Annotated in this window: 23 protein-coding genes; 6 read left to right on the top strand and 17 right to left on the bottom strand. The window is 59.0% G+C overall.

Annotated features, from left to right (window positions below; translation table 11 throughout):
• The 4 genes from DBR30_RS22495 to DBR30_RS17680 form a co-directional block, all read left to right on the top strand.
• A partial coding sequence (locus DBR30_RS22495; RefSeq protein WP_258224490.1) for a 4-hydroxythreonine-4-phosphate dehydrogenase PdxA occupies positions 1 to 175 on the top strand: 175 nt, incomplete at its 5' end.
• Entirely contained in the window at positions 165 to 977 is an 813-nt protein-coding gene (gene rsmA, locus DBR30_RS17690) for a 16S rRNA (adenine(1518)-N(6)/adenine(1519)-N(6))-dimethyltransferase RsmA (protein WP_005339016.1), read from the top strand. The genes DBR30_RS22495 and rsmA, both read left to right, overlap by 11 nt.
• A gap of 4 nt (positions 978 to 981) precedes the next feature.
• Positions 982 to 1,344 (top strand): Co2+/Mg2+ efflux protein ApaG, encoded by a 363-nt coding sequence (gene apaG, locus DBR30_RS17685; RefSeq protein WP_031227971.1) that lies wholly within the window; start codon positions 982 to 984, stop codon positions 1,342 to 1,344.
• A gap of 6 nt (positions 1,345 to 1,350) precedes the next feature.
• Positions 1,351 to 2,172, top strand: a complete 822-nt coding sequence (locus DBR30_RS17680) for a symmetrical bis(5'-nucleosyl)-tetraphosphatase (protein WP_108542559.1) — start codon at positions 1,351 to 1,353, stop codon at positions 2,170 to 2,172.
• Positions 2,173 to 2,291: 119 nt separating this feature from the next.
• On the opposite strand, the gene DBR30_RS17675 is transcribed toward DBR30_RS17680, so the two are convergent.
• Positions 2,292 to 2,792, bottom strand: coding sequence for a 2TM domain-containing protein (locus tag DBR30_RS17675; protein WP_108542558.1), 501 nt, complete (start codon positions 2,790 to 2,792; stop codon positions 2,292 to 2,294).
• Between the two features lie 172 nt (positions 2,793 to 2,964).
• Positions 2,965 to 3,954 carry a luciferase-like monooxygenase gene (locus DBR30_RS17670; RefSeq protein ID WP_108542557.1) on the bottom strand — a complete coding sequence of 330 codons (990 nt, stop codon included), beginning with the start codon at positions 3,952 to 3,954 and terminating at the stop codon, positions 2,965 to 2,967.
• Between the two features lie 304 nt (positions 3,955 to 4,258).
• Here DBR30_RS17670 and DBR30_RS17665 point away from each other — a divergent pair, with 304 nt between their 5' ends.
• Positions 4,259 to 4,597, top strand: a complete 339-nt coding sequence (locus tag DBR30_RS17665) for a hypothetical protein (protein ID WP_108542556.1) — start codon at positions 4,259 to 4,261, stop codon at positions 4,595 to 4,597.
• 84 nt (positions 4,598 to 4,681) lie between these two features.
• Here the strand turns inward: DBR30_RS17665 and DBR30_RS17660 are convergent, their stop codons facing one another.
• The 4 genes from DBR30_RS17660 to rplU all read right to left on the bottom strand — a co-directional run bounded on the left by DBR30_RS17660 (position 4,682) and on the right by rplU (position 8,408).
• A complete protein-coding gene (locus DBR30_RS17660; protein WP_005339025.1) occupies positions 4,682 to 6,052 on the bottom strand; it encodes a YjiH family protein in 1,371 nt (456 codons plus the stop codon).
• Between the two features lie 366 nt (positions 6,053 to 6,418).
• A complete protein-coding gene (cgtA, locus tag DBR30_RS17655; protein WP_005339026.1) occupies positions 6,419 to 7,621 on the bottom strand; it encodes an Obg family GTPase CgtA in 1,203 nt (400 codons plus the stop codon).
• Between the two features lie 200 nt (positions 7,622 to 7,821).
• Entirely contained in the window at positions 7,822 to 8,079 is a 258-nt protein-coding gene (rpmA, locus tag DBR30_RS17650) for a 50S ribosomal protein L27 (protein ID WP_005339028.1), read from the bottom strand.
• A 17-nt stretch (positions 8,080 to 8,096) separates the two neighbouring features.
• Complete coding sequence (gene rplU / locus DBR30_RS17645) at positions 8,097 to 8,408, bottom strand: 50S ribosomal protein L21 (RefSeq protein WP_005304210.1); 312 nt, start codon at positions 8,406 to 8,408, stop codon at positions 8,097 to 8,099.
• Positions 8,409 to 8,650: 242 nt separating this feature from the next.
• Here rplU and ispB point away from each other — a divergent pair, with 242 nt between their 5' ends.
• Entirely contained in the window at positions 8,651 to 9,622 is a 972-nt protein-coding gene (gene ispB, locus DBR30_RS17640; protein WP_108539858.1) for an octaprenyl diphosphate synthase, read from the top strand.
• 81 nt (positions 9,623 to 9,703) lie between these two features.
• On the opposite strand, the gene DBR30_RS17635 is transcribed toward ispB, so the two are convergent.
• The 11 genes from DBR30_RS17635 to DBR30_RS17585 all read right to left on the bottom strand — a co-directional run.
• Positions 9,704 to 9,892 carry a DUF2065 domain-containing protein gene (locus DBR30_RS17635; RefSeq protein WP_005339036.1) on the bottom strand — a complete coding sequence of 63 codons (189 nt, stop codon included), beginning with the start codon at positions 9,890 to 9,892 and terminating at the stop codon, positions 9,704 to 9,706.
• A gap of 105 nt (positions 9,893 to 9,997) precedes the next feature.
• Positions 9,998 to 10,882 carry a protease modulator HflC gene (gene hflC / locus DBR30_RS17630; protein ID WP_108539861.1) on the bottom strand — a complete coding sequence of 295 codons (885 nt, stop codon included), beginning with the start codon at positions 10,880 to 10,882 and terminating at the stop codon, positions 9,998 to 10,000.
• Between the two features lie 3 nt (positions 10,883 to 10,885).
• Positions 10,886 to 12,037, bottom strand: a complete 1,152-nt coding sequence (gene hflK / locus DBR30_RS17625; protein WP_108539864.1) for an FtsH protease activity modulator HflK — start codon at positions 12,035 to 12,037, stop codon at positions 10,886 to 10,888.
• Between the two features lie 91 nt (positions 12,038 to 12,128).
• Complete coding sequence (gene hflX / locus DBR30_RS17620) at positions 12,129 to 13,415, bottom strand: ribosome rescue GTPase HflX (RefSeq protein WP_005339043.1); 1,287 nt, start codon at positions 13,413 to 13,415, stop codon at positions 12,129 to 12,131.
• 63 nt (positions 13,416 to 13,478) lie between these two features.
• Positions 13,479 to 13,742 (bottom strand): RNA chaperone Hfq, encoded by a 264-nt coding sequence (hfq, locus tag DBR30_RS17615; protein WP_005339045.1) that lies wholly within the window; start codon positions 13,740 to 13,742, stop codon positions 13,479 to 13,481.
• Between the two features lie 72 nt (positions 13,743 to 13,814).
• The gene (gene miaA / locus DBR30_RS17610) at positions 13,815 to 14,744 is read right to left on the bottom strand and encodes a tRNA (adenosine(37)-N6)-dimethylallyltransferase MiaA (protein ID WP_181363615.1); all 930 of its coding nucleotides are present in this window, start codon (positions 14,742 to 14,744) and stop codon (positions 13,815 to 13,817) included.
• Positions 14,734 to 16,605, bottom strand: coding sequence for a DNA mismatch repair endonuclease MutL (gene mutL / locus DBR30_RS17605; RefSeq protein ID WP_108539867.1), 1,872 nt, complete (start codon positions 16,603 to 16,605; stop codon positions 14,734 to 14,736). Before mutL ends, miaA begins: the two co-directional genes overlap by 11 nt.
• Before the next feature lie 3 nt (positions 16,606 to 16,608).
• Complete coding sequence (locus tag DBR30_RS17600) at positions 16,609 to 16,734, bottom strand: hypothetical protein (RefSeq protein ID WP_258224485.1); 126 nt, start codon at positions 16,732 to 16,734, stop codon at positions 16,609 to 16,611.
• 70 nt (positions 16,735 to 16,804) lie between these two features.
• Positions 16,805 to 18,493 carry an N-acetylmuramoyl-L-alanine amidase gene (locus DBR30_RS17595; RefSeq protein WP_258224484.1) on the bottom strand — a complete coding sequence of 563 codons (1,689 nt, stop codon included), beginning with the start codon at positions 18,491 to 18,493 and terminating at the stop codon, positions 16,805 to 16,807.
• A 23-nt stretch (positions 18,494 to 18,516) separates the two neighbouring features.
• Positions 18,517 to 18,990, bottom strand: a complete 474-nt coding sequence (gene tsaE / locus DBR30_RS17590; protein ID WP_005339056.1) for a tRNA (adenosine(37)-N6)-threonylcarbamoyltransferase complex ATPase subunit type 1 TsaE — start codon at positions 18,988 to 18,990, stop codon at positions 18,517 to 18,519.
• Positions 18,991 to 19,000: 10 nt separating this feature from the next.
• The coding region (locus DBR30_RS17585; protein WP_258224483.1) for an NAD(P)H-hydrate dehydratase at positions 19,001 to 20,188 on the bottom strand (1,188 nt) is incomplete at its 5' end.

Below are 20,188 nucleotides of genomic sequence, written 5' to 3'. Positions count from 1 at the left end.
CAAGGGCTTCGGCAGTTCGGTCAATATCACCCTGGGGCTTCCCTTCATCCGCACTTCGGTGGATCACGGCACCGCGCTGGATCTGGCAGGCAAGGGCCTTGCAGATCCTGGCAGCCTTGTCACCGCGATTAACCACGCCATCAAGATGGTAGAGAAAAAAAGATATGAGCAGTAAGGTGCACATGGGCCACACGGCCCGTAAGCGTTTCGGTCAGAACTTCTTGCACGACCGGTATGTGATCGATCAAATCGTCGCCGCCATCAACCCGCAGCCGGGTCAGAATCTGGTGGAGATCGGTCCGGGTCTGGCCGCGCTGACCGAGCCGGTCGCCGCCCAAATGGACAAAATGACCGTGGTCGAGCTTGACCGGGACCTGGCAGCTCGCCTGCGCGAGCACCCGACCCTCAAAGACAAGCTGACCGTCATCGAAGCGGACGCCATGCGTTTCGACTTCGGCACCCTGATGGGTGAAGGCAAGGGGCCGCTGCGTATCTTCGGCAACCTGCCCTACAACATCTCCACCCCGCTCATCTTCCACCTGTGTGAGTTCGCTGATCGGGTAGAGGACATGCACTTCATGCTGCAAAAGGAAGTGGTGTTGCGTCTGGCAGCAGGCCCGGGCAGCAAGGCTTATGGCCGCCTGAGCGTGATGACCCAGTACTACTGCCAGGTGGTGCCGGTGCTGGAAGTGGGCCCGGGCGCCTTCAAACCGGCGCCGAAAGTGGACTCTGCCGTGGTTCGCCTGATCCCGCACAAGAATCCGACCATAGTCGCAAAAGACATTCGCTGTCTGAATCGCGTCTGTACCGAAGGCTTTGGCCAGCGTCGCAAGACCATCCGCAACAGCTTCTCCAACTTCATCACTGACGCCCAGCTGACCGAGCTTGGTATCGATGGCAACCTGCGCCCGGAGAATCTCTCCCTCGAGCAGTTTGTCATGATCGCCAACTGGCTGGCGGATCAGCAACAGGCCTGATCCTGTGGCACTCCCGCACATCGAGATCCGCCCATACCCCGTGTATGTGGCGGGTTCCAAAGACCCTTACCAGTTTCACTATCTGATCGAGATTGAGAATCTGGGGCCCGGCCCGGTGCAACTGCTGCATCGGCGCTGGCTCATCACCGATGCCAATGGCAAGATGCTGGAAGTGGCAGGCCCGGGCGTGGTCGGGGAACAACCCGTCATTGCCGAAGGTGAGACCTACCGCTACCAGAGCGGCGTGCCGCTGGCGACCCCGCTTGGGGTGATGGAAGGGAGCTATACCCTGCAAGATGGCTCTGGTCAGCAGTTTGAGGCGCCCATCGCCCCCTTCACGCTGGCTATCCCCAATATTATCAACTGAGGTTTCATGGCGAACTGTTTTGTCGGTGACATCCAGGGCTGTTACGACGACTTGCGCCGTCTGCTGGATCTTGCCGCGTTCGATCCCGAAAATGACGTGCTCTGGCTCTGCGGCGATCTGGTCGCCCGCGGCCCGGACTCCCTCAATACCCTGCGTTTTGTCAAAGGGCTGGGCAACCGCGCCGTTACCGTGCTCGGCAACCACGACCTGCACCTGCTGGCGGTCGCCGATGGCGTTGCACCGCTCAAGAAGAAAGACAAGCTGCAAAGCCTGATGGATGCCCCTGATCGGGATGAACTGCTGGAGTGGCTGCGCCACCGCCCGCTACTGGCCGAACATCCGGATCTGCCCATCATGATGGTGCATGCCGGGATCTCCCCCGCATGGGATGCCCGCACCGCGCGTAACTGCGCCCGCGAGGTAGAGAGCCTGCTGCGCGGAGACCAGTACAGCTGGCTGCTGCACAACATGTATGGCGACCAGCCCGATGGCTGGAAAGATGACCTAGTCGGGATCGACCGCTACCGCTACATCATCAACACCTTCACCCGGATGCGCTTCTGCTATTTCGACGGTCGTCTCGACTTCAAATGCAAGAAGGGGCCCAAGGAGTCGACCCCGGGGCTGCGTCCCTGGTTCGAACAGCGCGAACACCACGTGGATGACCCCATTCTGGTGTTCGGCCACTGGGCGGCGCTGATGGGTAACACCGGCAAGAGCGACATCAAGGCACTCGATACCGGCTGTGTCTGGGGCAACAACTTGACCCTGTGGCGCTACGAGGATGATGCCCTGATCGCCACCCCCTGCCCGGTTCACGCCAGCTAGGGAGTGCGCTGCAATCTGGCGGTCGCTACCGCACGGATTGCAACAACCCGCTCCAATAACAAAGCCCGGCAGGTTGCCGGGCTTGCTGTTTTAGGTTCCCTGTTTTCCGACGAATGAAGTTACAACTTGCGCCCCAGCCGCTTCTCGATCTGGCGCCGCTCCCACTCGGGGCCAAACAGCTTGAAGGGCTGAAACACCCGAACAGCATGGGAGGCAAGCCCCAATCCCCAGCCCAGGGTTGGCCACCAGGCCCAGATGTACTCCGGATTGCTCAGGTAATTGATGACAAACAGCCCGCAGATCACCACCACGTAGCTGGCGACATGGTGATAGAAGCCCTTGAGCTCCTCCACATAGCGCATTGCCGCCCGCTCCTCTGCCGATACCTGCACCGCATCCTGACCCATAGTGTCACTTCCTCTCATCTCGCGCTCCTGTTGCTCTGACCCATCCAGTTGAGCCACATCGAGTTCAAAGACGGCGGCCAGGGCCTTGAGAGATTCCAGTCCGGGTTGCAGCCCCTGCTCGATCCGCTGGATAGTGCGGACACTCAAACCAGTCAACGTTGCCAACTGATCCTGGGACCAACCCCGTTGCAATCTCAACTTCCTGACGATCATCTCGAACTCCTTGTGGTAATTGACAGGGCCAGCATAGGGCTTACGCCGCGAAAGGTGACACGACAGATAGCCGACATCAACCTGACAACTCTTTAAAATCAATTAGTTGAATAAACATAAAGAGATATAAGGTCAAGCTCTGGCACACATGCAGATGTGCCCGGATGTGTCATCACAGGCTCTGCATCAGCTCGGCGGCAATTTCAAAGGAGCGCAGTCGGGCCTGATGATCGACGATGGGGCCATTGAACATCAGCTCATCGGCACGGGTTTCCGCCAGCAGGGCCTTGAGGCCGTGACGAACCTGCTCCGGGTCTCCCACCAGAGATCGGGCCAGGGTCTGCTCCATGGCCAGCAGCTCGCGCTCCGACCACTCCTCCCCCAGCTCGATGACAGGGGCCGGCAGCTTGCCTGCGTTGCCGCGATGGAGGCGCAGGAACTGCTGCTGCAGGGTGGTGAACTGGAAGCGGGCCTCCCGCTCGCTGTCGGCGGCGATCATGTTGATGCAGACCACAGCATAAGGCTTGGGCCAGCGAGCAGAGGGACGATACTGGCTGCGGTAGAGCTCCAGCGCCTGCAGCAACATGGCTGGGGCGAAATGGGAGGCAAAACCGAACGGCAAGCCCATCGCCGCTGCCAGTTGCGCGCTGTAGAGGCTGGAGCCCAGCAGCCAGATGGGCAGATGCAGCCTCTGGCCGGGCACCGCCTGCACCGCGCCAATCTCGTCGCCAAAGTAGCTCATCAGCTCGCGCACATCGGCCGGAAAATCATCCACCTCGCCACTGCGCATACGCCGCAGCGCCCGCATGGTGCGCTGATCGGTACCGGGGGCACGGCCAAGGCCAAGGTCGATGCGGTCGGGATAGAGCGAAGCCAAAGTGCCAAACTGTTCGGCAATCACCAGCGGCGAGTGGTTCGGCAGCATGATGCCACCCGCGCCGATCCGCAGAGTGGTGGTGGCCTCGGCCAGATGACCGATCAGCACCGAGGTGGCGGCACTGGCAATGCCCGGCATGTTGTGATGCTCGGCCAGCCAGTAGCGCTGGTAACCCCAACCCTCGGCATGGCGGGCAAGATCCCGCGAACGGCGAAATGACTCGGCAGGCACGGAACCCTCGGCAACAGGCACCAGATCGAGCACGGAATAGGGGATGGCAGACATGGGTCACTCCATTGATTTACAGACCAGTAACAAGTGGGGCAATGTAGCACGGGATACCTGAATGAATCACTATCTCCTGCCACACTCTGCCTGCCAAGCGCAGCAATCGAACGGAACAAATCTCAGGCAAGTATTGTTTGAACGCTCATCCTGCTGGCCGCGCATGCCCGAGGGTGGATCATATTTTCTTACATTTGCGGGCTGGCCTGAGCGCCCCGGGCTGGTTATAACGGTGCCCCTATAGCGAAGGGGGAGCAATAGACTCCCCCTCACTCTTTGTCACACCACACTGTTCAGGTTATCTATGTCAAAACATCTCATTCTGCTGGGCGCGCTGACGCTCTCCGGCTGCGCCCTGTTGTCTCCCCCCGCCCCTACCGTCACCCCTGTGCACCTTGCCGATACCAGCCAACGCGGCTTCTACATCGAGTGCAGCAGCATGAAAGCCTGCTTCCAGCAGGCCAACCAGACCTGCCCACAAGGTTACAAGGAGACCGACCGTCGCCAGCAGACGCTCTACAGCACCCAGTATCTGGGGGGAAGCTATGACGACGAGAAGAAGGTCTACAAGGCAGCCAAGCCCTATCGCATCGCCAACACAATCCACTCGCTGACCATCCAGTGTCCCGTCACTACAGGCTAAACCAACCGATGGGGTACTCTCTCCCGTTACTGCGAAAAAGAAAACGGTCAACCGAGGTTGACCGTTTTTCACTGCGCTGCGCCCTTAGAACAGCAGGTGTGCCACCCCGGCAATAACCGGCAAGGTAACCAGAGTGCGCAGCAGGAAGATAACGAACAGCTCCCACAGCTTGACCGGGATCTTGCTGCCCAGCAGCAGGGCGCCCACTTCCGACATATAGATCAGCTGGGTTACCGACATGGCGGCAATCACGAAGCGGGTCATGTCACTCTCGATGGTCGAGGCCAGCACCGCCGGAATGAACATGTCGGCAAAACCGACCATGATGGTCTTGGAAGCCGCTTCCGCCTCCGGCAGTTGCAGCAGCTCCAGCAAGGGGACGAACGGAGCGCCAAGCCAGTTGAAGATAGGGGTATGTTCGGCCAGCATCAGGGCACAGGTACCTATCGCCATCACCACCGGCAGCACACCAAATACCATATCCAGTGCATTCTTCACCCCTTCCCGTGCGACGGCGCCGAGATCAGTCATGCTGTCAGCCTTGGTCAGCGCACGCTCGAAACCATAGCTCATTACGCTGTGCTGGTGCGGCACTGCTTCCTGCTTGCGGCACAGGGGAGTGCCATCGGCATAGATGTCCTTCTTCCAGCAAAGTGGCGGCAGACGCGGCACCACGATAGCGGCGACCACCCCCGCCAGACAGACGGTCAGGTAAAAGGGGACAAACATGTGCTCCAGCTTCACCTGGGAGATCACCACCAGACAGAAGGTGATTGAGACCGCAGAGAAGGTGGTGCCAATCACCGCAGCTTCACGCTGGGTGTAGAACTTCCCTTCGTACTGCTTGCTGGTCAGCAGGATGCCGACGCTGCCATCGCCAAGCCAGGAGGCAAAGCAGTCCACTGCGGAGCGACCCGGCAACCGGAACACCGGACGCATGATGCGGGTCATCATGGTGCCGACAAATTCCAGCAACCCGAAATCGAGCAGCAACGGCAGCAGCAGGCCGGCAAAAATGAAGACCGAAAACAGCACCGGCAGCAGATCGTTGAGCACCAGTCCACCGGTTGCGCCGGAGTAAAGCACCTCTGGCCCCACCTGGAAGAAGGTCAGCAGCACGAAGATACCGCCCAATACCCGCACGCAGGCCCAGAAAGGGGAGACATTGAACAAGCTGTTGAGGAAAGGACGACGCACCAGAATCGCCGGCTTGAACAACCAGGCAATCACCGTCATCAGCATGGTGGTGGTGATCACCGCACTGACCATGGCGACCAGATAATCGGCAAAAACACGCTGCACCAGCTTGGCTAGCACGGCCACCGGGATGGTGACGTTACCGTCATAGACGACCGGCGTCATGAATAACAGGATCCCGATAAGTGACGGAACCAGAAACATCAACAAGTTACGGCGAGTATTGACCGCTGGTGCTTCGAGACTCTTTTCCAACATGATATGACTGCCCTAATGTTACTTTTCCCTAGCCCGGCCAACCTGCGTATTCATGCATTAACCGGCAAAACGGGCGCAAGAATACTCTAAAAAAATGCACAAACAAGCCTTTAAGGCAGAAATTTGCGCATAAATATTTCCACAGGCAAACCTTCCATTAAAACAATAAGATACAGCGGCGCATATCGATTCAATCGACATCGCCAGATGATTGTTTCGTTATTGTTAATTTTGGTGGGCAGTATAATCGGTTATCAGTAGCAGGCAATAAGTGACATCACAAATATACCTAATGAGTTGCTGCTCGATAGACATAAAAAAACCGGAGCCTGTTCAGGCTCCGGTTTTCAATGAGAGTGACGGGGATCAGTCACGGACGTAGATGACTTCAACGCCATCATCTTCGTCGTCATCCCAATCGTCATCATCAAGCCCTTCATCGAAGGCAAGAGAGGCAGCCAGTGCTTCCGCTTCAGCCTTGGCCAGCTGGTTCTTGTGGTAGTCGTCCCACTTGAACTCCACCTTCTCGATGGCGTCTTTGGCATCTTCCGCCAGCTGACGGGGCATGGTATCCAGCAGATCCAGAATGTCGTAGCAGACCTTCTTGGTGCCTTCCTTGCTGATGGCAGTGATGGCATAGACCGGACCTTCGTGGTTCAGGGCCGCCTTGACGCGATCCATCACCTCCTGGGCTTCTTCTTCCAGGATCAGATCCATCTTGTTAAACACCAACCAGCGCGGCTTGCCAGCCAGTTCCGGGCTGTACTTCTCCAGCTCCTTGACGATGGTCACGGCATTTTCAGCAGGATCGGAGCCATCAACCGGGCAGATATCCACCAGGTGGATCAGCACGCGGCAACGCTCGAGGTGTTTCAGGAAGCGGATACCCAGACCTGCGCCTTCGGCAGCACCTTCGATCAGACCAGGGATATCGGCGATCACGAAGGAGCGGGAGTTCTCGCCACGCACCACACCCAGGTTCGGTACCAGGGTAGTGAAGGGGTAATCAGCCACTTTCGGACGAGCCGCAGAAACGGCGCGAATAAAGGTAGACTTGCCTGCGTTGGGCAGACCCAGCATGCCGACATCGGCCAGCAGCAGCAGCTCCAGCTTCAGGGTACGCACTTCACCCGGAGTACCGTTACTCTTCTGGCGGGGAGCACGGTTGACGGAGCTCTTGAAGCGGGTGTTGCCCAGACCGTGGAAACCACCTTTGGCAACCAGCAGCTTCTGCTCGTGGTGGGTCAGATCCCCCAGCAGTTCACCGGTATCTTCATCGGTCGCTCGGGTACCGACCGGCACACGCAGGATCTTGTCCTTGCCGCGGCGACCGGTACAGTTGGCGCTCTGGCCATTCTCACCGCGCTCGGCAGCATGGAAACGCTCGAAACGGTAGTCGATCAGGGTATTGAGGTTCTCGTCGGCGATCAGATATACGTCGCCACCGTCACCGCCGTCACCGCCGTCCGGACCACCGTTGGGAATATATTTTTCACGGCGAAAGCTTACACAACCGTTACCACCGTCACCGGCATCGACTCGAATCTGGACTTCATCAACAAACTTCATAGGTAACCGTCACCTTAATTCGAAAAACCGATACGCAATTATAGTGGTACAGACCCCTGCGGGCGATACGCATCTTGCCAATCATGCCCGTCAGAGCCAAAGTCAGCTGCGTTCCGTTTTTTCGTCAACGACATCAGAAAGACGTCAGAAAAACAAAAGCCCCGCCTGTTGGCGGGGCTTCGGATCCTTGCGGTCCGTAATTACTCAGCAACGATGCTAACGTACTTACGATTCAGCGGACCTTTAACTTCGAACAGGATTTTACCAGTCGCGGTAGCGAACAGGGTGTGATCCTTGCCCAGACCAACGTTAGTGCCAGCGTGGAACTTGGTACCACGTTGACGAACGATGATGCTGCCAGCCAGAACTGTTTCGCCGCCGAAACGCTTCACGCCCAGGCGTTTAGCTTCAGAATCGCGACCGTTGCGGGATGAACCGCCAGCTTTTTTGTGTGCCATTTATCGGACTCCTCTAATTAAGCGCTGATGCCAGTGATTTTGACTTCAGTGAACCACTGACGGTGGCCCGCTTGCTTACGATGGTGCTTACGACGACGGAACTTGACGATAGTCACTTTCTCGCCACGGCCGTGAGCCACAACTTCAGCTACAACCTTGCCACCTTCAACGAAAGGAGCACCTACTTTAAAAGTGTCGCCTGCAGCAACCATCAGAACTTCGTTGAAGTCGATGGTAGCGCCAGTCTCAACGTTCAGCTTTTCCAGACGAACGATTTGACCTTCGGCCACACGGTGTTGTTTTCCGCCGCTTTGGAATACCGCGTACATTTGATTAACTCCGTAAAGGCATGTCTTTTGCTCAAGGCTAGACATGCGCAAAAACCTATAACAATGGGCGGGCATTCTACGCAAATCGATCTGCTCAGGCAAGGCCAATTTAGCAAAAAGTTTATTTTGTGCGCATATCTGCCGCCGTGGATAAACGCCTAACTGTAACCCATTGTGAAATCGTGTAGAATCCCTGCCATTACTAAAATCGCAGTTATTGCTGCTGTCACGTTACGAGACTTATGGACCAACAGACTATCCGTGCGCTCTGTGCCGCCGACATGACGGCGGTCAATGAACTGATCCTGGCCCGACTCCAGTCCGACGTTAGTCTGATTAATCAGCTGGGTTTCTACATTGTCAGCGCCGGCGGGAAACGGATGCGCCCCATGCTGACCGTGATGGCTGCGCGTGCGCTTGGCTATGAGGGCGAGGATCACCTGAAACTGGCCGCCATCATCGAATTCATTCACACCTCGACCCTGCTGCATGACGACGTGGTCGACGAATCCGACCTGCGCCGTGGCAGGGAGACCGCCAACGCCATGTTTGGCAATGCCGCCAGCGTGCTGGTCGGTGACTACCTCTATAGCCGCTCCTTCCAGATGATGGCCGAACTCTCCAACCTGCGGGTGATGGAGATCCTCTCGGATGCCACCAACACCATCGCCGAAGGAGAAGTATTGCAGCTGATGAACTGCAACGATCCGGATACCACCGAAGAGAGCTACATGACGGTCATCTACTGCAAGACCGCCAAGCTGTTCGAGGCCGCCACTCGCCTTGCAGCCGTGCTGACTCATCAGCCCGAGCCCGTCGAGCAGGCCATGACCGATTACGGCAAGTATTTGGGCACCGCGTTCCAGATCATCGATGACGTGATGGACTACTGCTCCCAGAGCGAAGAGATGGGCAAGAACGTCGGCGACGATCTGGCCGAAGGCAAACCGACCCTACCGCTGCTGCGCGCCATGGAAGTGGGTACGCCGGAAGAGCGCCAGCTGGTGCGCGATGCCATCGAGCACCGCAACGGCATGGAGCATCTTGAGCAGATCCTTGGCATTCTCGACCGTACCGGCGCGCTGGAATACTCCCGCATGCGTGCCAAGGAAGAGGCCGACAAGGCGATTGCCGCCCTCGCCATCCTGCCTGACTCCCCGCACAAACAGGCGCTGGAAACACTGGCCCACATGGCCGTGCAGCGCAGTGCCTGAGTAAACGACATACATGAAAAAAGAGGCCTTCGGCCTCTTTTTTATTGTCTGCTATCTGCTGAACTGTACATTGCGTCAGACTCAGCGACTCAGCATCCAGAGGATCACGCTACCCGCCACCACTAGCGAGCCGCCGATACGGCGCAACTGCTCCGGTGGCTGATCGCTCAGCAGCCGCAACATCTGCTGCCATGCCCTGGGCATCAACAACGGGCCGAGCCCCTCGAACAACAGCAGCAATCCCAACCCCATCAGCATGGATGTCAGCATCCGACCTCCTTCAATGCAACCAGCCCCTCGGGTCAACGGCTGGCGTTGGCACCAAAAACAAAAGGGTCTGACAATGCAGACCCTTTGAATGTGACCTCGTGGCGATTACGGCTTGGTGCCGTGAGGAGACTTGAGGTAACGGAAGAACTCGCTGTCCGGCTTCAACACCATCAGGTCGTTGCCACCGGCAAAGCTCTTGCGATAGGCCTCCATGCTACGCACGAAGCTGAAAAACTCGGGGTCTTTCTTGTAGCTGTCGGCATAGATCTTGGCGGCTTCCGCATCCCCTTCACCGCGCAGCTGGCGAGCGTTACTCTCGGCGTCGGCGATCATGACGGTCACCTTGCGGTCGATATCGGCACGCAGGATTTCAGCCTTCTCGCGACCCTGAGAGCGGTGCTCACGGGCGACTGCGGTACGCTCGGCGCGCATCCGCTGGTAGATGGAGTTAGAGACTTCCACCGGCAGGTTGATCTGCTTGATCCGCACATCCACCACCTTGATGCCGAGCTCGGAGGAGCGCGCCATCTTCTTCAGGGCATCTTCCATCACGGTACTGCGCTCACCGGAGACGATGTCCTTGATGGTGCGGTTACCAATCTCGGAACGCAGACCGTTGTTGATCTTGCGCTTGAGCAGATCTTCAGCCTGCAGCTTGTTGCCACCACCGGTTGCCAAGTAGTACTTGGAGAAGTCCTCGATCTTCCACTTCACGTAGGAGTCGATGATCAGGTCTTTCTTCTCGGAGGTGACAAAACGGTCGGCCTGGCTGTCAATGGTCTGGATGCGGGCATCCATCTTGCGAACCTGGTCGATGAGCGGCACCTTGAAATGCAGGCCCGGCTCATAGAGGCGGGGTTCACCGGAGTCAACCCGCTTCACCTTGCCAAACTGCACCACAATCCCCTTCTGACCTTCATCAACGATAAAGACAGAGGAGAAGCAGACCATGGCCGCGACAGCGATTGCACCAATAGCTAGCTTTTTCATCTATCAGTTTCTCCCTGAGCTGAAGCGGTCACCGCTACGCAGCGGCATTGTCGGGGTAGAGTTGGCACCCTCGTTGGAAACGGGGACCTGCTCTGTGACCGGGGCGGCAGTGGCACGATCAGACTGGGTTACCTTCGGCTTGCCAGACAGCTTGTCGAGCGGCAGGTAGATCATGCTGTTGTTGCCAGCCGGCATGTCGACCACCACCTTGTTGGCCTGCTGATAGAGCTCTTCCATGGTTTCCAGATAGATACGCTCACGGGTCAGCTCGGGGGCAGCCTGATACTGGGGCAGCAGCTCGTTGAAGCGAGCGACTTCACCCTGGGCTTTCAACACGATCTGGGATTTGTAAGCTTCCGCTTCCTGCTCCAGACGCTTCACCTGACCACGGGCCTTGGGCTCGACTTCACGGGCATAGGCTTCTGCTTCACGAATGAAGCGCTGTTCATCTTCCTGAGCGGAGATGGCGTCATCAAACGCGTCTTTCACCTCTTCCGGCGGACGCGCCGGCAAGAAGTTGACGTCGACGATCTGCAGACCCATCTGGTAAGGCTCGATGATGCCATCGATCACCTGCCAGGTCTCCTGACGCACCTTCTCACGACCGGTGGTCAGCACGTCATCCATCCGGGTATGACCCACCACGTAGCGCAGGGCGCTATCGGTGGCCTGACCCAGACTCTCGTCGGCATTGGTCACGCTGAACAGATACTGCTCGGGATTGACCACACGGTACTGCACGTCCATCTCGACCCGTACCACGTTCTCATCCTGAGTCAGCATGAAACCGGAGGCAGGCAGGGAGCGCACAGACTCGACGTCCACCGGGATCACCTGATCGATAAAGGTCGGCTTCCAGCGCAGGCCCGGCTCGACAATATGGGAAAACTTGCCAAACCGCAGCACGGCACCACGCTCCGCTTCGCGAATGGTGTAGAAGCCGCTGACGACCCACACCACCACAGCCACAACCAGCGCGATGGAGATACCAAAGCGACCTACATCGCCGCCAGATTTGCCGCCACCAAACAAGCCACCGAAACGGCGACTCACTTTGCGCAGCATTTCATCCAGATCAGGGGGTCCCTGATTCTTGCCGTTATTCCCCCAAGGGTCACGGTCTTTGCCGTTGTTACCAGGCTCATTCCAAGCCATCAGCGTCTCCATTAATACATGCGGATGGATATCATCTCTATCGGGCCGTCATACGTCGCGAAGCCCCTAAGGGTTCATCTTCATCAACGAATCAATGCCTGATAAAGCGTTGTAAACTCTCACCTTCCTGTTTCACGAGGCGGTTCCAGTCGGCCACTTGCAAGCGGACTTCCAGCACGAAATCACCCTCCTCGCTAAAACCTTCCTGCTCAATCCCTTTCAGCTGATAGAGCGCACTGCGCAATCTCGCGGCAGAAGGAGGCAACTGCAGGGTGTGATGCACCATGGAGCCAGCCAGCAATTCGGTCAGCGCCGTAAACAGATGCTCACAACCTTCACCAGTCTGGGCCGACAACCAGACGCGCAACGGGCGCCCCTCGTCATCTCGCTCCAGACCTGCCGGACGATCCGCCAGCTTGTCGATCTTGTTGCAGATCATCAGCTGGGGCCTGTCATCGGCTTCAATCTCGGCCAACACCTGCTGCACGGAGTCGATATTCTCCTGCATCTGCTCATCGGCACAGTCCACCACATGCAGCAGCAGATCCGCTTCACGGGTCTCCTGCAGGGTCGCCTTGAAGGCCGCGACCAGATCATGGGGCAAGTGTCGAATAAATCCAACTGTATCCGCCAAAATCACATCACCCACATCCCGGATCACCAGTTTACGCAGGGTGGGATCCAGAGTTGCGAACAATTGGTCGGCAGCATACACGCTGGCAGCTGTAAGTTGGTTGAACAAAGTGGACTTTCCGGCGTTGGTATAACCAACCAGTGACACCGTCGGCACTTCGTTGCGATTGCGGGCGCGGCGTCCCTGCTCCCGCTGCTTGGCCACCTTGTCGAGCCGACGCAAAATCGCCTTGATGCGTTCCCGCAGCAGACGTCGGTCAGTCTCAAGCTGGGTTTCACCCGGGCCACGCAGACCGATCCCGCCCTTTTGACGCTCAAGGTGGGTCCAGCCTCGCACCAGACGAGTGGAAAGATGGCGCAACTGGGCCAGTTCGACCTGCAGTTTACCTTCGTGGGTACGGGCGCGCTGGGCAAAGATATCGAGGATCAGGCCGGTTCGGTCCACCACCCGGCACTGGAACAGACGCTCCAGGTTGCGCTCCTGGGCGGGGGTCAGGGCGTGGTTGAAGATGACGACGTCGGCATCCAGCATCTGGACTTGGGACGCGATCTCTTCAGCCTTGCCACTGCCGACAAAAAATTTGGCACTGGGCGCACTGCGACTGGTGGTAATTACCCCCAGCGCATTGACTCCGGCCGAGCTCACCAACATCTTGAGCTCTTCCAGATCCTCCCGCTCACCCTCATCACTGAAGTTGACATGCACCAGAACGGCCTGTTCGCCAGCTTCATAACGGTCAAACAAGCGCTTGCTCCTTAACAGGAATCATGATGAATCTGAGTTGGCGAGTCGACTCGCCCAGGGATATCACGCCTCGGCATCACCCTGTTCATCAGCCGCGCCACCCGGAGTGGGCTGGTGATGATTGACGGCACGGGCCGGTACGACAGTCGAGATGGCGTGCTTGTAAACCATCTGGCTCACGGTGTTTTTCAGCAGGATAACAAACTGGTCAAAAGACTCGATCTGACCTTGCAGTTTGATGCCGTTCACCAAATAGATAGAAACAGGAATCCGCTCACGGCGCAGCGCATTCAAAAACGGGTCTTGGAGAGATTGCCCCTTAGCCATTTTTCTTTTCCTTATAGTTTGTTGTTTTTAAACACCGAATATCAATATAACAACCTGATTATACAGGGAGTGTCAAGCCGCACCAGCGCGAGCAAGCACGCGGTCGAAATTGCCAGACTCACCAGATTCCAACCAGGTCACGTCGGGCCAGCCGCGCAACCAAGTCATCTGTCGTTTTGCCAATTGGCGTGTGGCAACAATGCCACGATAACGCATCTCATCATACCCCACTTCACCGCACAGGTAGTCCCACATTTGGCGATAACCCACACAGCGAATGGAGGGGAGATCCGGGGTCAGATCGCCGCGCGCCATCAGCGCACGAACCTCCTGTTCAAAGCCACCTTGCAGCATCTTGTCAAAGCGCAGTTCGATACGCTGATGCAGCACGGCGCGTTCGCTCGGGGCGATGGCAAACTGCAGCACCCGATAGGGCAAGCCCTCCCCCTGCACCTGCGTCAGCTCGGTAAGGGTCTTGCCGCTGATGCGGTAGACCTCCAGCGCCCGAGAGAGTCGCTGCGGGTCATTGGGGTGGATCCGCGCCCCGGCAACCGGGTCAATGCGCACCAGCTCATCGTGCAGCGCCTGCCAACCGAGGCGGGCAGCCTCTTCCTCAATCCCGGCTCGAATGGCGGGATCGGCGGAGGGCAATGGGGACAATCCCTCCAGCAGCGCCTTGAAATAGAGCATGGTGCCGCCCACCAGCAGCGGAATGCGGCCGCGGTCGGCGATCTCTTTCATCTCCCGCAGGGCATCCTTGCAAAAATCGGCCGCAGAATAGCTCACTGCGGGATCAAGAATGTCGATCAGCCGGTGCGGGGCCCGCGCCAGCTCATCGGCAGTCGGCTTGGCCGTACCGATATCCATGCCGCGATAGATCAGCGCCGAATCGACGCTGATGATGTCGCAGGGCAGCGCCTGGCACAGTTCAATGGCGAGATCCGTCTTGCCGGAGGCCGTCGGCCCCATCAGAAAAATTGCGGTCGGCAAGTCACTCGTCATGTTCAAACTCCTCCAGCACGGTCGCCAACGAAAGCGGGCGTACCATGCGAATATCTGTCAGTTGGTCAGCGTGAGCGGCCACAAGTTCCGTCAGCAGACGACTGGCAGTTGAAAAATCGTATATCTTCTCGCGGCTTATCCCCTGCTCCACCAGCCATTGGCATAATACTTCAGCCTGCTGACCAGCATCACTGTCAGATCCGCCCTCGATAATTTGCAGCAATTCGGGTAACAGACGCACCAGATCGGTCTGGCGCAGCAGAGCCGGCACCCGAGTCAGGATCATGGTGTCGCGCCCCCCGCTTTTCAACTCCAGCCCCATCCGTTTCAGCAAACGCTCCTGCTCGGTCACCAGCGCGATCAAATTCTTCGGCAATTTGAAGGAGACCGGCAGCAACAGTGGCTGGGCCGCCAGTCCCTGGCCCCAGGTCTCCAGCAGCCAGTGGCGCAGCAGCACCCGCTCGGCGCGCACCAGCGAGAGCAGCGCCAGCTGATTATCCCGCTCGATCAACAGGTAGGCCTGATCCACCAGTGTCAGGGCGCGGCATCCCCCCTGTTTGGGTGATGGCACCGTGTCGGTGGACTGTGCGGGAGCAGCCTCAGTCGCAGTTGCGATAGGCAGCGTAGTGAGCAGAGCGCCCATGCCGCTCATCGCCTCCCTGCTTGGGGGCTCGGGCGGTTGATAATTGCTGGCTCGGCCAGCCCCACCGCCCCCCTCCCGCACCTGTGCAGGTGCCCGGTAGCTGTGCTCGGCACCGTACCACTCCGGGCGGGGCGCCTGACCGGGATATTCAATCTGCGGGCTGACCGGCAGCTCGACCAGGGTTTCGGCCAGCGGCGCGTCCTGATGAGCGGCGCTGACTCCTTCGCGGCGCAGCGCAGTAAACAGCGCCTGAAAGATAAAGTCGTGGATGAGCCGCGCCTGATGGAAGCGTACCTCATGCTTGGCCGGGTGGACGTTGACATCTACCTGACGGGGATCCAGCTCGATATAGAGCACATAAGCGGCGAAGCGATCGGGAGGCAGCAACTCGTCATAGGCCTGACGAATGGCGTGGTTGATGAGCTTGTCGCGCATCATCCGGCCGTTGACATAGGTGTATTGCAGATCGTTTTGTGGTCTTGCCCCCTCCGGAGTCGCCAGCCAGCCCCACAGACGCACGTCGCTATGCTCGCTCTCCACCGCCAGCGCATGGTGCATGAAGGGAGTGCCGCAAACGGCGGCGAGACGTCGCTCCTGCTCCGGCACGGTATTGGCGGCCTTGTACTGGCGCACCACCTTGCCATTGTGGCGCAGGATCAGGGTGGCATCGAAGCGGGAGAGCGCGATGCGGCGCACCAGCTCATCGATATGGGCAAACTCGGTCTTTTCGCTGCGCATGAACTTGCGCCGCGCCGGGGTATTGAAGAAGAGGTCCACTACCTCCACCGTGGTGCCCACCGGATGGGCCGCCGGCTTGATGGTGACGCTCATCTCGCGCCCTTCCGCCTGGGCTTGCCAGGCTTCGGACTGCTCGGCGGTACGGGAGGTGAAGGTGAGACGGGAGACCGAGCTGATGGAGGCGAGCGCCTCGCCACGAAAACCGAGGCTGTTGATCCCTTCCAGATCGTCCAGCGTGGCCACCTTGGAGGTCGCATGACGCGACAGCGCCAGCACCAGCTCGTCTTTGGCGACGCCACAGCCGTTGTCACGGATGCGGATCAGCTTGGAGCCCCCCTTGTCGATGTCGATCTCGACCCGGTCGGCCCCCGCATCCAGGCTGTTTTCCACCAGCTCTTTCACCACAGATGAGGGCCGCTCCACCACCTCTCCGGCTGCAATCTGGTTGGCCAGAATGGGTGGCAAAATACGGATCGGCATCACTTACTCCTGAATTTCAATCTTGCGGATGGTCAGTCTCTTAAGGCTCCAGGAGGGCCGCTCCACCACCTCTCCACCAACCAGAATCTGGTTGGCCAGGATAGGGGGCAATATACGGATCGGCATCATTTACTCCTGAATTTCAATCTTGCTGATGGTATTCGCTAACAGCGGGAGCGGCATTGTCCGCTCCCGCGCGTCAGTTTTGCGGAATGTAGAGCACCTGCCCGACCTGAATATTCCGCGACTTGAGCTTGTTGATCTCCACCAGCCGAGCCTGACTCACCCCATGCTTCTCGGCAAGGCGGGAGAGACTCTCGCCCCGCTTGACCACATGGCGGATCATCTGCGACTTGTCGTCACTGCGAACGGGGGCAGCAGCGCGGCTCTGCCCCTGCTGAGGGATATAGATAGTCTGACCAATCTGAATATCCCGGCTGCGCAGCTGGTTGATCTCCACCAGAGTGGACTGACTCACTCCATGCTTCTCGGCAAGGCGGGAGAGGCTCTCACCCCGTTTGACCACATGGCGGAGCATCCGCGATTTGTCATAGTCGCCCACACTGCTGACCGGTGCACCGCTCTCTTGCGCTGCCGCCGAGTAAGGCTTGATCACCCCGGCACCAGAGCCGCTCGCCGTGCCGCTGTCGCGGGCAGTAGCGGGCATCTTGTTGGTCACTACCGGCTGCGACTGTGCCTGCCTGGGCTGGCTCACCGGCTGCCGGGCTACCGGTGCAGGGCGAGTAGCAGCAGGTTGGCTCACCTGCCCCTTGCCGGTCAGCATGGCCCCCTTGGTCGGGTGGGCGCGGTAGTAGTTGCGGATCCCCTCGAAGATAGCGCGGGCCAGCTGGTCCTGATAGCTGGCGGTGGCCAGCAGCTTCTCTTCCGCATGGTTGGAGATAAACCCGGTTTCAACCAGCACCGAGGGAATATCCGGCGCCTTCAGCACCGCCAGACTGGCGTGTTCCGGCGCCTTCTTGTGCAGTCGGGCGACCTTGCCCATGGAGCGCAGGATCTGGCGGCTGACGTCGTACCCTTCGGCACGGGACTTGTCCATGGAGAGGTCAAGGAAGGTCTGCGCCAGATAGGGGTTGGGATCAGATTCCGCCAACACCTTGCCGACACCGCCCAGCAGCTCGCCCTGCTTCTCTTGCTTCTCCAGCCAGCTACCCATCTCGCGGTTGGCACGGTTGGTCGACAAGACCCAGACCGAGGCACCGCGCGGGGTCGAGTTATGAAAACTGTCTGCATGGATAGAGACCAGCAGATCCGCCTTGGCCTTGCGGGCAATCTCGGAGCGCTTGTTGAGATCGACGAAATAGTCGCCACGACGGGTCATCACGGCGCGCATCCCCGGCTCGCGGTCGATCAGTGCAGCCAGCTTCTGGGAGACCGCCAGCGTCACCCGCTTCTCGTAGGTACGACGCGGGCCGATGGAGCCCGGGTCTTCCCCGCCGTGGCCCGGGTCGATGGCAATCACCACCCCCTTGCCTTTGCCACCGACAGGCGTGGACTGCACCGCAGCCGCCGAGCGCTTCTCTTCATAAGGGAGGTCGATGACCAGACGGTGGCCATAGGGCCCGGCTGGCGCCAACGGAAAGACCACCGGCTTGATGGCGGAGCTGAGATCCATCACCAGCCGCAGCCCCCCCTTCTCCAGCGGAGTGCTCTGGCGGATCTTGCGCACCAGTTCGCTGTTGTTCTCGATCCGCGCCAGATTGGCGGCGTTGCTCGCCCCTTTCAGGTCGATCACCAGCCGATCCGGGCCGGTGAGGGTGAAATAGTTGAAGTTGGGGGCGCTGCTCATATCGAGCACCACCCGGGTGTTATCCGGTGATGGCCAGATTCGTACGCTCTTGAGCTGATTCGCCCAGGAGGGTAACGCCATCAAAGAGAGAGCAATAACAAGGATCAAGCGCACGTAGATGACAACCGTTCCAGAATGGCTTCGCCAATAGCAGTGCGAGCCTCTATCAGAACCTCGCGCTGCTCGCCTACATAGGTGAGGGTAATTTCCAGGTCGGGAGCCGGTAACCAGCCCTCGCCCTTCTCGGACCACTCCACCAGACAGAGAGTGTTGGCGGCAAAATAGTCCCGAATGCCCATGAATTCCAGCTCTTCCGGATCAGCCAGGCGATAGAGATCAAAATGGTAGACCTGCCAGCCATCGAGCTCATAGGGTTCGACCAGAGTGTAAGTCGGGCTTTTTACCTTGCCCTGATGGCCAAGGCCCTGCACCCAGCCGCGGGTCAGGGTGGTTTTACCGGCGCCAAGCGTGCCATGCAAAAACACTGTGGTCGCCTGCTGGCAGGCTTGTGCCAGACGGCCACCCAGTGCCACGGTTGCTGCCTCGTCCGGCAGTGTCATCATCAACTGTTTTGCCATGTTCTTCTTTTTAACTTGTAATGGTGTCGGGATTAACCAGTTTGCGGATCAGCGGCAGCAGATCTGACGCCAGCATGCCCCGCTCGCCGTCAGCGGCGGCCTGATCTGCAGCCTCGCCGTGGATCACGGCACCCAGCCAGCTTGCCATGGTGGCAGACCAGCCCTGGGCCAAAAGGGCGGCGATTATACCAGATAACAGATCGCCCATGCCGCCACTTGCCATGCCGGGATTGCCTTCACAACAGAGAGCGACCCGCTCGCCGTCATAAATAAGTGATCCCGCCCCTTTTAGCAGCACCACACCGCCATAGCGCCGCTGCAACGCCTGCACGGCGGCAAACCGGTCGGTTTCAATCTCGGCAATGGAGCATCCCAGCAGGCGCGCTGCTTCGCCGGGATGGGGCGTGAGCACCCAATTATCCTGATGGCGGGGAGATTGCGCCAGCCAATTCAATCCATCGGCGTCCAAAACCAGTGGCAGCCGTTCGGTGAGATAACGGGCGATTTGCGCGCTTCCCCACTCATCCTGACCGAGCCCGGGGCCAATGACCCGCACCGACGCCCACCCCTCGTCATCTGCGGTAGTGAGACTCATCAGTTCGGGTTGATAGAGGCTGACCGGCGGATGTTCCGGATGCTGACATACCCGCACCAGCCCGGCCCCCGCCCGCAGGCAGGCGCGGGCAGCCAGCACGATGGCCCCCTGCATGCCGCGATTGCCCCCCACCAGCAGTACCTTGCCATAAGAGCCCTTGTGGGAAGCGCGCGGGCGCGGGGTCATCTGCGTGCTCAGCTGCGGATAATCGATACGCCAGGCGGCGGGCAGCATAGTGTCATCAGGCGTCACGCCAAGGGGATCGCAGTCTAGCTGGCCGACACAATCCACCCCGTCGCCGGTGAGCATCCCCTGCTTGATACCGATAAAGGTGAGGGTGCGAGTGGCCTGCACCACGGCCCCCATGGCACGGCCGGTATCGCCGTTGAGGCCGGAGGGGAGATCCACCGCCAGCACGGGCACAGCCAAGCCATTGATTGTTGCGACGATCTTTGTCAGTAGTGGCGAGAGGGGCGTGTTGACGCCGGTGCCAAACAGGGCATCGATCACCAGATCCGGGGCGGAGTGTTGTGCATCATCAAACTGCTCGGCCAGCCAGACCCGGCCACCGGCCGCCAGCCACTCATCGGCGGCCCGTCTGGC

This window comes from Aeromonas sp. HMWF017 (assembly GCF_003061465.1).
In the GTDB taxonomy this organism is placed as follows: Bacteria; Pseudomonadota; Gammaproteobacteria; order Enterobacterales; family Aeromonadaceae; genus Aeromonas; species Aeromonas veronii.
This window is presented reverse-complemented; position numbering and strand designations above follow the sequence as displayed.

Bases quoted from the DNA above. Each gene is read 5' to 3' on its own strand.
- hflK (WP_108539864.1), bottom strand. From the start codon at position 12,037: ATGGCTTGGAATGAGCCTGGTAACAACGGCAAAGACCGTGACCCTTGG.
- cgtA (WP_005339026.1), bottom strand. From the start codon at position 7,621: ATGAAGTTTGTTGATGAAGTCCAGATTCGAGTCGATGCCGGTGACGGT.
- miaA (WP_181363615.1), bottom strand. From the start codon at position 14,744: ATGACGAGTGACTTGCCGACCGCAATTTTTCTGATGGGGCCGACGGCC.
- rpmA (WP_005339028.1), bottom strand. From the start codon at position 8,079: ATGGCACACAAAAAAGCTGGCGGTTCATCCCGCAACGGTCGCGATTCT.
- DBR30_RS17600 (WP_258224485.1), bottom strand. From the start codon at position 16,734: ATGATGCCGATCCGTATATTGCCCCCTATCCTGGCCAACCAGATTCTG.
- rsmA (WP_005339016.1), top strand. From the start codon at position 165: ATGAGCAGTAAGGTGCACATGGGCCACACGGCCCGTAAGCGTTTCGGT.
- tsaE (WP_005339056.1), bottom strand. From the start codon at position 18,990: ATGGCAAAACAGTTGATGATGACACTGCCGGACGAGGCAGCAACCGTG.
- ispB (WP_108539858.1), top strand. From the start codon at position 8,651: ATGGACCAACAGACTATCCGTGCGCTCTGTGCCGCCGACATGACGGCG.
- DBR30_RS17635 (WP_005339036.1), bottom strand. From the start codon at position 9,892: ATGCTGACATCCATGCTGATGGGGTTGGGATTGCTGCTGTTGTTCGAG.
- hfq (WP_005339045.1), bottom strand. From the start codon at position 13,742: ATGGCTAAGGGGCAATCTCTCCAAGACCCGTTTTTGAATGCGCTGCGC.
- mutL (WP_108539867.1), bottom strand. From the start codon at position 16,605: ATGCCGATCCGTATTTTGCCACCCATTCTGGCCAACCAGATTGCAGCC.
- hflC (WP_108539861.1), bottom strand. From the start codon at position 10,882: ATGAAAAAGCTAGCTATTGGTGCAATCGCTGTCGCGGCCATGGTCTGC.
- DBR30_RS17660 (WP_005339025.1), bottom strand. From the start codon at position 6,052: ATGTTGGAAAAGAGTCTCGAAGCACCAGCGGTCAATACTCGCCGTAAC.
- DBR30_RS17665 (WP_108542556.1), top strand. From the start codon at position 4,259: ATGTCAAAACATCTCATTCTGCTGGGCGCGCTGACGCTCTCCGGCTGC.
- DBR30_RS17670 (WP_108542557.1), bottom strand. From the start codon at position 3,954: ATGTCTGCCATCCCCTATTCCGTGCTCGATCTGGTGCCTGTTGCCGAG.
- DBR30_RS17595 (WP_258224484.1), bottom strand. From the start codon at position 18,493: ATGGCGTTACCCTCCTGGGCGAATCAGCTCAAGAGCGTACGAATCTGG.
- rplU (WP_005304210.1), bottom strand. From the start codon at position 8,408: ATGTACGCGGTATTCCAAAGCGGCGGAAAACAACACCGTGTGGCCGAA.
- DBR30_RS17675 (WP_108542558.1), bottom strand. From the start codon at position 2,792: ATGATCGTCAGGAAGTTGAGATTGCAACGGGGTTGGTCCCAGGATCAG.
- DBR30_RS17680 (WP_108542559.1), top strand. From the start codon at position 1,351: ATGGCGAACTGTTTTGTCGGTGACATCCAGGGCTGTTACGACGACTTG.